At 69.6% G+C, this 9,366-nt stretch carries 6 protein-coding genes; 3 read left to right on the plus strand and 3 right to left on the minus strand.

The window, feature by feature from the left end; translation table 11 throughout:
• Positions 1-36: 36 nt before the first annotated feature.
• Both ACFY0U_RS44740 and ACFY0U_RS44745 read right to left on the minus strand, forming a co-directional pair.
• Positions 37-1,557 (minus strand): gluconokinase, GntK/IdnK-type, encoded by a 1,521-nt coding sequence (locus tag ACFY0U_RS44740; protein ID WP_388646111.1) that lies wholly within the window; start codon positions 1,555-1,557, stop codon positions 37-39.
• Positions 1,558-1,575: 18 nt separating this feature from the next.
• Positions 1,576-1,989, minus strand: coding sequence for a hypothetical protein (locus tag ACFY0U_RS44745; protein ID WP_388646113.1), 414 nt, complete (start codon positions 1,987-1,989; stop codon positions 1,576-1,578).
• Positions 1,990-2,320: 331 nt separating this feature from the next.
• On the opposite strand from ACFY0U_RS44745, the gene ACFY0U_RS44750 reads away from it, so the two are divergent.
• Both ACFY0U_RS44750 and ACFY0U_RS44755 read left to right on the plus strand, forming a co-directional pair.
• Positions 2,321-6,049: a S8 family serine peptidase gene (locus ACFY0U_RS44750; RefSeq protein ID WP_388646115.1), complete on the plus strand. Its 3,729-nt coding sequence runs from the start codon at positions 2,321-2,323 to the stop codon at positions 6,047-6,049.
• A 137-nt stretch (positions 6,050-6,186) separates the two neighbouring features.
• Positions 6,187-7,185, plus strand: a complete 999-nt coding sequence (locus ACFY0U_RS44755; RefSeq protein WP_388646117.1) for a helix-turn-helix domain-containing protein — start codon at positions 6,187-6,189, stop codon at positions 7,183-7,185.
• A gap of 102 nt (positions 7,186-7,287) precedes the next feature.
• Here ACFY0U_RS44755 and ACFY0U_RS44760 read toward each other — a convergent pair whose 3' ends face one another.
• Complete coding sequence (locus ACFY0U_RS44760; protein ID WP_388646119.1) at positions 7,288-7,974, minus strand: hypothetical protein; 687 nt, start codon at positions 7,972-7,974, stop codon at positions 7,288-7,290.
• A gap of 426 nt (positions 7,975-8,400) precedes the next feature.
• Here ACFY0U_RS44760 and ACFY0U_RS44765 point away from each other — a divergent pair.
• Positions 8,401-9,194 (plus strand): IS5 family transposase gene (locus ACFY0U_RS44765; protein WP_388646124.1). Its coding sequence is split into 2 segments (ribosomal slippage): positions 8,401-8,719 and positions 8,719-9,194, totalling 795 coding nucleotides; the frame shifts between segments, so codons are not numbered across the junction.
• Positions 9,195-9,366 lie beyond the last annotated feature (172 nt).

The following is a 9,366-nucleotide window of genomic DNA, read 5'->3' on the forward strand; positions in this document are numbered from 1 at the left end:
CGGGATCCGGCACGGCCGGGGGCCATGCGGTCGGGGTCATGGCGGCCCCCAGGGGCTGAGACCCCACCGGAGCACATGCGTGGCGCCCGGCTCGAGGACGGAGAGATCCGTGCCGCTGCGAAAGGCGTCCGGGGGACAGGACATGGCCTCCACGGCGACACCACGCCGCCGCCTGCCGGGTTCGGCCAGGGTGTCGCCCGTGTACACCTGCACGTACCGTGTGCCTTCGCCGAGCCACAGATCGACACCCCGCAGCCCGGAAGGGTGTGCCAGGCGAACGACGGCCCGGCCGTCGGGGCCGCGGTCGAGCCCGGTGAAGGCCGTGTCCAGCCGCAGGTCGCCGATGGTGCGGGCGGCGCGGAAGTCGTACGCGGTCCCGTCGACCGGCTCCCGGCCGATCGGCAGCCCCCGGTCGTCGGTACGGATCAGGTACCGGGCGGGAACGGTCAGCAGCGCGGTGTCGACGAGGTCGGTGCCGACGGTCAGATAGGGGTGCTGCCCCACTCCGTAAGGTGCCGGCCCCGTACCGGCGTTGGTGGCGAAGACGGCGGTCTCAAGCCCGTCGGGGCCGAGCCGGTACTCCGCGCAGACCTCCAGGAGGAAGGGATATCCCGGCTGAGGGCAGAGTGTCGTGCCGACCCGGACCGCGTCGTCGGTACGGGCCAGCAGCTTCCACAGGGACCAGCGAAGCAGCCCGTGGATCGCGTTGTCCTTCTCCGGTTCGGTCAGGGGGAGTTGGTGGTCCTGGTCGCCGAAGCGGTAGCGTCCGCCGCCCACGCGGTTCGGCCAGGGCGCGAGCAGCTGCCCCCGCCCGCCCGTGATGGCGGATCCTGCGGAGAACCCGTCGAGCAGCGGTCGGCCGTTCACGGCGTAGTCGCGCAGGGCGCCGCCCAGCTGGACCACTGTGGCACTCTGCTTTCCGTGGACCAGCCGCCACGACGCGCCTGTCGGGCTGGGGAACGCGTCGCGCACAACAGGGTGGACGGCCTGCTCCGTGACAGATCCGGCCGGCGGCGTACCGGAGTCGGCTTCCCGGCGCATCAGCGAGAGCACCGATGCGACGACGGCCTCCGGAGGCTGATCGATCTCCACCACCAACGGGTGTTCGTCGGGCTCCGGCTCCTCCAGGTCCGCGAACTGGCTGTCCAGGAGATCCGCCGGGAAGAAGTGACCGTGCCGCGCGGCGAGCCGGGAGCCCAGCAGCTCGCGCGAGCCGTGCAGGTACACCAGAAGAACTTCGGGACGTCCTGCCAGCAGCCTGTCCCGGTAGGCACGCTTGAGCGCGGAGCAGGTGCCGACGGCCTGCCGACCAGCCGCGATCGCCCCGTCCATCCACTCCCCGATCGCTTCGAGCCACGGCCCCCGGTCGTCGTCCGTGAGGGCATGGCCGGCCGCCATCTTCGCGCGGTCGGCCTCGGAGTGGAACTCGTCCGCGTCCCGGTACTCCCAGCCCAGTCGATCGGCGAGGAGGCGCCCCACCGTCGACTTGCCCGATCCGGCGACGCCGACGACGAGCACCAGCCGCGGCAGTTCCCCTGTCGCTGTTTCGTGTGCCATGGGTGTCGCTCCCGGCCGTCAGTCCTTCATCGGCCGTGGCGCGACGCACAACCCCCAGATGACGAGGGCGTCGATGGCGATGAACACCAGCGCCCACCACGGCGTGTAGGGGAGCCGCATGAAGTTGGCGATCATGCTGAGCCCGGCCAGCCCCACGCCGACGACCCTGGCCCATGTGGCGCCCGTGAACAGGGCGGCGCCGGTGAGCGCTATCAGAATGCCCAGGATGAGGTGGATCCAGCCCCAGCCGGTGAGGTTGAGCTCGTAGACGTAGTTGCGAGTGGCCAGGAACACGTCGTCCTTGGCGATGGCTGAAATGCCTCCGAGCAGCATCATGATGCCGTTGAAGATCATGATGACGGCGGCAAACACCAGCCAACCGCTGCTGTGTGCGTCCGCTCGCCGACCGGGTGAGCTTGTGTGGGTCGTCATAGCAGGCTCCTCCACGTCGTCCGGCCGGTCCGCCGAGACATCTCCGGCCGGTGGACCGGATACATCCCATCTGACCCCCGCCGTTCTCCGGGCGCACGTCGGCAAGGCGAGAAGACCGGTGGCGCCACGACCCTCCGGCGCGACTGGAAGCCCGCCTTCGCATGTCAGCGGGATCTCAGCGGCATGGGGGTGACACCGCAGGACGCCCACCCGGGGCTCGTCATGTTCCGTCCGGAATCCCACGATTCACGGCTGGCAAGCCTTTGCCATGGCGAGGACTTGCCGTCGTGAGGCCTTCACGACGGCGTTCACCGGTCGATAGACCCGGGGCATGTACTCCCCCTCTCATGCTTCCGCCTTCCGGCGCTGGCGGCTGATCTCGGTTGCCACCGCGGTGCCCCTGCTGGCATCGGGGCTTGCGCTCCTGCAAGCGCCCGCACAAGCCACTCCGAGCAAGCCCACCGTTCCAGCCAAGCCCTCGGCGACCCACAAGGTCACCCTGGTCACCGGCGACGTCGTCACCGTCACCACGACGGCCGACGGCAAGCAGATCGCCGAGGTCGACCGGCCCGACAGCGCCGTCGGCGGCGTGCAGCTCCAGGAGATCAAGGGTGACCTCTTCGTCATCCCGGACGAGGCGGCGCCGCTGCTGGGTACGGACAAGCTGGACCGACGGCTGTTCAACGTCACCGACCTGATCGAGATGGGCTACGACGACGCGAAGTCGGCCGCGGTACCGCTGATCGCGACGTACACCCAGCCGAAGTCCCGCGCGGCCGTCGAGCCCACGGCCCCCCGGGGCAGCAAGCTGACCCGCAAGCTCAAGGGCATCCGAGGTGCCGCGCTCAGCACCAAGAAGCGGCAGACCCGCACCTTCTGGAACACCGTCGCGCCGCAGGGCAGCCCGTCGCTGGGCGCGGGCGTGGCGAAGCTGTGGCTCGACGGTCGCGTGAAGGCCAGTCTGAAGGAGAGCGTGCCGCTGATCGGCGCGCCCGAGGCCTGGGCGGCCGGCTACGACGGCAAGGGCGTCAAGGTCGCCGTGCTCGACACCGGCATCGACGTCAACCACCCCGACTTCGCCGGCCTGATCGACGGCACGGCGAGCTTCGTGCCGGGTGAGGCCATCACCGACGTCAACGGGCACGGCTCGCATGTCGCCGGCACGATCGTCGGTTCGGGCGCCGCCTCCGGGGACGACAACAAGGGCGTCGCCCCCGGCGCCGACCTGTACGTCGGCAAGGTGCTCGGCGGCGCCGAGGGCTACGGCCAGGACTCCTGGGTCATGGCCGGCATGCAGTGGGCCGCCGAATCCGGCGCGGACGTCGTCAACATGAGCCTCGGCGACTCGTACCCGACGGACGGCAGCGACCCGATGTCGCAGACGGTCGACGCGCTGTCCGCCCAGTACGGCACGCTCTTCGTCATAGCCGCAGGCAACTCCGGCCCGGAGAGCATCTCCGCCCCGGGCGCGGCCGCCTCGGCGCTGACCGTGGCCGCCACGGACAAACAGGACCGGCTCGCGTCCTTCTCCAGTACCGGCCCGCTGGCCTACTCCGGTGGCATGAAGCCGGACATCGCGGCGCCCGGCGTGGACATCACCGCGGCCCGCTCGCAGGAGATGACCGGCGGTGGTGACGGCCTCTACCGCACCATCAGCGGCACCTCGATGGCCACCCCGCACGTGGTCGGCGCGGCGGCGATCCTGGCCCAGCAGCACCCGGACTGGGCCGGCGCGCAGCTCAAGGAACATCTGATGAGCACCGCGAAGGGTCTGGACGGCGGCTACTCGCCGTACGAGGTCGGCACCGGCCGTCTCGACGTGGCCGCCGCCGTGCGCACCACGGTTCGCGGCACCGGATCGCTCTTGTTCGGCAACTACACATGGCCGCACGAGCCGAGCGACGGTGCCGTCACCAAGGATCTGACCTTCACCAACTCCGGTTCCGCCGACGTCACGTTGAACCTGGCGCTGACCGACGACGACGGCCCGTTCACGCTGGGAGCCGCCAAGGTGACTGTCCCCGCGGGCGGCACCGCCGCCGTCCCGGTGACCGGTGACCCGCGGGCCGCCTCGGCCGGCCGGCACGCCGGCTACGTGACGGCCACCGACGCGGCCACCGGGCAGCCGGTGACCCGCACGTCCGTGGCGCTGCTCAAGGAGGAGGAGCGCTATGACCTGAACATCAAGCTGGTCGGACGGGACGGCAAGCCCGGCGCCGGCTGGGTCACGGTCAACCTGGCCGGCGACTTCTGGCCGTGGCAGGTGTACGTCGACGGCTCGACCACCATGCGCATGGCACCCGGCCTGTACACCGTCGCGGGGTACCTCGACGTGACCGGCGAGAAGGCGGACCGCTCGGGTCTGGCCGTACTGGTCGACCCGGAGACCGTGCTCAAGGACGGCGCGGCAGACGTGGTGCTCGACGCGAGCAAGGCGCGCCTGCTGCAGACCGAGGCGCCACAGCGCGCCGAGGACCGCCAGCGCAAGGTCGACTTCAACGTCCACTACAAGGGCCTCGACCCGTTCATGGACTACCGCAGCGCGTACGTGCTGCCGCCGACGTACGACGACGTCTACGTCGCGCCGACGGAGCCGATGAAGCAGGGCGAGTTCATGCTGACCACCCGCTGGCGCAAGGGCGAGCCGCAGCTCGGCCTGAGCACGACGGGCGGCCGGATCCGGTTCGAGGCACTGGTGCAGGCGGGTAGTGCTCTGGGCACCGCCACGGACACGCTGGACGCCGTCTACGCGGGCAACGGTGCGACGGCCGCGTACGAGCAGGTCAAGGCTAACGGCAAGGTCGTCGTCATCGAGCGCAGCGACGAGGTCTCTCCCCAGGAGCGCACCGAGGCCGCGGTCGCGGCCGGTGCGAAGGCGCTGATCGTGGTCAATGACGGTGTCGGCCCCCTGATGGAGTACGTCGGCGAGTCGGCCATCCCGGTCGCCACCGTGCACCGAGACGCGGGCAAGGTCCTCGTCTCGACGGCCAAGGCCGGCGTCGTCAAGCTGACCGTGAAGCAGACCGAGTACACGCCGTTCGTCTACGACCTCACCCGGGAGTACCCCGGCCGGGTTCCGGACCGTGCCCTGGTCTACAAGCCGACCCAGGACGACCTCGCCCGGATCGACGCCCGCTACTACTCGGCCACGGAAGGCCGGGCGGCGGAGGGCTACCGGTCCGACTTCACCCTCAGCCCGTCGTTCAACCTCCCCGAGCGAGAGCGGCACCCGGGCACCCGCACCGAGTGGGTGACTCCGGGTCAGGTCTGGAGGGAGTTCCACGCGCAGGGCGTCGACGGAACCCTGCCGTGGGTGATGGTGTCGGGCGACAACACGTACACCAAGGGCAGCACCACCCGCCTGGACTGGTTCGCTCCGGTGACCAGGCCTGGCCAGAGCGAGTCGTTCGGCGTGTACAACTCCCGCTGGCAGAACTACATGACCTGGAACGTGCAGGCGTGGGCCTCCTCCAGCGCCACCATGCGTCTTGGCGGCTTCCTGCAGTGGGGTGAGACGCCGACCCACCTGCAGGTCTTCCAGGGCGACAGGCTGATCCACGACAACCCGAACAGCACGGACATGCAGTGGGTGCAGGTGCCGGCGGGCAACCTGCCCTACCGCGCCGTCCTGGACGCGGAGCGGCCCGGCGACGTCTTCCGGCTGTCGACGCGCACCCACACCGAGTGGGCGTTCATGTCCGACACCGTCGACTCGGACTTCTTCGAGCCGTTCCCGGTGCTGAACCTGGACTACAGGCTGGAGTCGGACCTGCACGGCGACGTCAAGGCCAACGCGACCCGGGAGATCGCGCTCAAGCCGGTGTCCATGGGCCGCGGTACCGTACCGGGCACCGTCACCACCGTGAAGCTGGACGTCTCGTACGACGACGGCGCCACCTGGCAGAAGGTGACCGTGACCAAGGGCGCCGACGGCTACTGGACGGGTTCGTTCAGGACGGCCAAGCAGCCCGGCGGCTTCATCTCGGTCCGCGCGAGCGCCGAGACGGACGGCGGCTTCAGCGTCAAGAACGAGATCATCCGGGCGTACGGCCTGCGATGAACCGCGCTGTCGGGCCCCGGGGAGGCGACTCCCCGGGGCCCTTCCCCACGCACCTGCTCCCATCAGGGACTATTCAGGGTCTGCCGCCATGGCGCATACTCTCCCCGCTGCGGCAAGCGGAGGAGAGTCGGTCGCCGATGTTGGATGTTCTGGGCCTCGGACCCGATGACGAGCGCGTCTACCGGGCGCTGCTCGGACGCCCGAACTCCACCGCGATCCTGCTGCCCGACCAGCTCGGCCTCCCGCACGCCCACGTCGACAAGGCCTTGTCCCGCCTGGTCGGGTGGGGACTCGTGACCAGGTCGGCGGACGAGCGGTTCACCGCCGCGCCGCCGGCCGTGGCGCTCGGCGCTCTCATCAGCCAGCGCCGGGACGGGCTGCGGATGGCCGAGTACGCCCTGGTGACCTTCGCCGAGGAACATCGGGCGGCGATGACCGGGAGCAGCATCAGCGATCTCATCGAGGTCGTCACGGGCGTCGACGCCATCCGTCATCGCTTTCTCCAGGTACAGCAGGCAGCCCGTACGCAGGTCCGCTCCTTCATCACCGCGCCGTTCGTCGCCCTGCCGCCCGACGAGAACACGGCCGAACCCATGGCCATCGGCCGCGGCGTGCAGTTCCGGGCGGTACTGGACCGGGCCGTGCTGGAGGAGCCGGGCATCCTCGACGACGCGATCGATTCGCTCCGAAAGGGTGTGCAACTGCGTGTTGCCGACCAGCTGCCGATGAAGCTCGTGCTGGCCGACGCCGACCTCGGCCTTGTCCCGCTCGCGGTCACACCGGACGGGGAGCCCGGCGCCGCGCTGCTGCACCGCAGCGGACTGCTGGACGCGCTGGACGCTCTGTTCGAGACGGTATGGCGCACGGCCGACCCGCTCGCGCTGTCGGCCACGGTCGGAGCATCCGAACCCACCGTCGAGGTCGATCCGCAAGGCCCGACCGAGCTCGACCGCAGGATCCTCGCGCTGCTCCTGGCCGGCCTCACGGACTTGGCGGCCGCGACACAACTCGGTCTGTCACCGCGCACGCTCCACCGGCGCCTGCGTCATCTCATGGACATGGCCGGTGTCCGGACCCGCATGCAGCTCGGCGCCTGCGCCGTGCGAAACGGCTGGGCGGAGCCCCTTCGAACGTGACCTGCACGTGACGGCGTCGCCCCGCTGGGCGCGCGGGCGCGCACCGTGGGAGCCGTCTGGGCCTGCGCCGTTGTCCCGGCGGCTCGTCAGCCCGTCAGCTCATCAGGCGAGGACGTTGACGGCACGGGCGACCACGAGCCCGAGAATGAGCAGGGAGACGAGGGACTGAATGCCCATGGCGATCTTGGCCCAGGGGGCCAGTGGCATGACGTCGGTGGGGCTGAAGGCAGTGGCGTTGGTGAGCCCGAGGTAGAGGTAGTCGATGAAGCGGGGCCGCCAGTCGGGGCTGCTCAGCGCGGATTCAAGCTGTTGGGGGAAGGCGAGTGAGGGCGTGGGGGGCATACGGTGAGCGCGGGCGGCGGCCCCACCGCAGTCGAGTTCGAAGTACAGCAGGGAGAAGGCGAGGACGGTACAGGCCCACACCGTGCCGCCGGTCTGCAGCAGGCTGACGGCGGAGCTGGTCTCCTTCCCGGCATGGATGATGTCGTCGACCAGTTGAACGGTCGACCAGACGGCGCTGAGGGCCAGAACTCCCACTAGTGCGATCGACGTGCTCCGCAGGGCGGCCGTGCGCCGGTCGATCCGGCCCGGGTCGCCGGCGATGAGCGCCAGCAGAAGTAGTCCCTCGATGGTAGGGAGAACCCAGCGAGGTGCCAGACGGAGGTCGTCGGGGAGCAGGATGGTCAGCACCATGGCGGCGACGACGGCCGCCGCCATCGGCCATCGGGGCTCGCCGAAGGACTCGTCCGGTCGCGGGCTCTCGGTTGGCTCGGGGGTGCGTCCGGTCACGGTGGCGTCCTTACGGTCGAGTCTGAAGTGAATGGCACTGTCCTGCCCTCGGAAGGTATAGCTGGCCGACGGGCGGGCTTCGGATCTCAAGCGCGGTGCGCGGCAGAGCCGGACCCGACCGCGAGAACATGGCTCCCCGCACCCGCAGGCAGCGTCAACGTCTTCCTGCGCCTACGCTGCTCCGAACAGCCGCCCTCACCGGTGACCGGCCCCTGCGGGCACCGCAACGCACCAGCTGAACCCTGCAGACCCCCGGTATCTCCCCGAAGCGCTTCTTTGTCGATCACCGACGCGCCGGCCTTCACCAGCATCGCCTGCACTCTGATCTGCTACCGCAGACTCGCCAAATGAGATGAATTCTTTAGACCGTGTCCTATGTGGTGAGGCGGACGTTGAGCCGTACATGGGGCGGGTACGTGGAGTTGGATTGTTCCCGACGGGCTATGGGAGATCGCGAAGCCGCTGATCCCGCCGTCAAAGGTGCGGCCGCAGGGCGGCGGAACGCAGGACACGCCTGATGAGACGCTCTTCGTGGCCATCATCTACGTCCTGGCCAGCGGATGCGCCTGGCGCCAACTGCCGCCCTGCTTCGGGGTATCGAAGTCGACCGCCCACCGCCGGTTCCTGATCTGGTCCAGAGCCGGTGTCTGGGGCCGCCTGCACGAAGCGGTCCTGCACCAGCTCCACGACGCCGGCCTCATCGACGTCACCCGCGTCGTCCTCGACACCGCCCATGGCAGGGCTAAAAAGGGGGCGACCACACAGGTCCGAGCCCTGTGGACCGGGGCAAACCGGGCTCCAAAATGCACATCCTGTCGGACGCGAACGGACTGCCCCTCCTCGTCGGCATCTCGGCCGGCAACACCCACGACAGCGAAGGGCTGAAGCCCATGATCGAGGGTCACCAAACGAGACACGACCCCCACCGCGGCCGGTACTTCAAACCCCAGCGCCTCCACGCAGACAAAGCCTACGACCGCGCCGACCTGCGCAGATGGCTCCGTTGGAAGCGCATCGGCGTCCGCATCGCCCGCAAAGGCGTCGAATCCAGCGAACGATTAGGGCGCCGCCGCTGGGTCATCGAGCGGACGATGTCCTGGCTCTCCGGCTACCGACGCCTGAGCCCTCGCTACGAACGCGATCCCCGCAACTACCTGGCCTTCCTCGGACTCGCAGCCGCTCTCTGCTGCTACAAGCGACTCGTCCGCCTCACCACATAGGACACGGTCTTACTACTGAGGTTTTCGGCCTAGGGTGACGGTGATCTCGTGGCTGGGTGTATCCCTGTGTCATGCGTTATCCCGATGGGGGTGGCCTGACCGCGAGACAGCGGGCTCAGCGGGAGCAAGTGCGGTTCGAGGCCGCCGAGTTGTTCGCTCAAGGAGTGCTGCC

The organism is Streptomyces sp. NPDC001536, from assembly GCF_042894505.1.
Classification (GTDB): Bacteria; Actinomycetota; Actinomycetes; order Streptomycetales; family Streptomycetaceae; genus Streptomyces.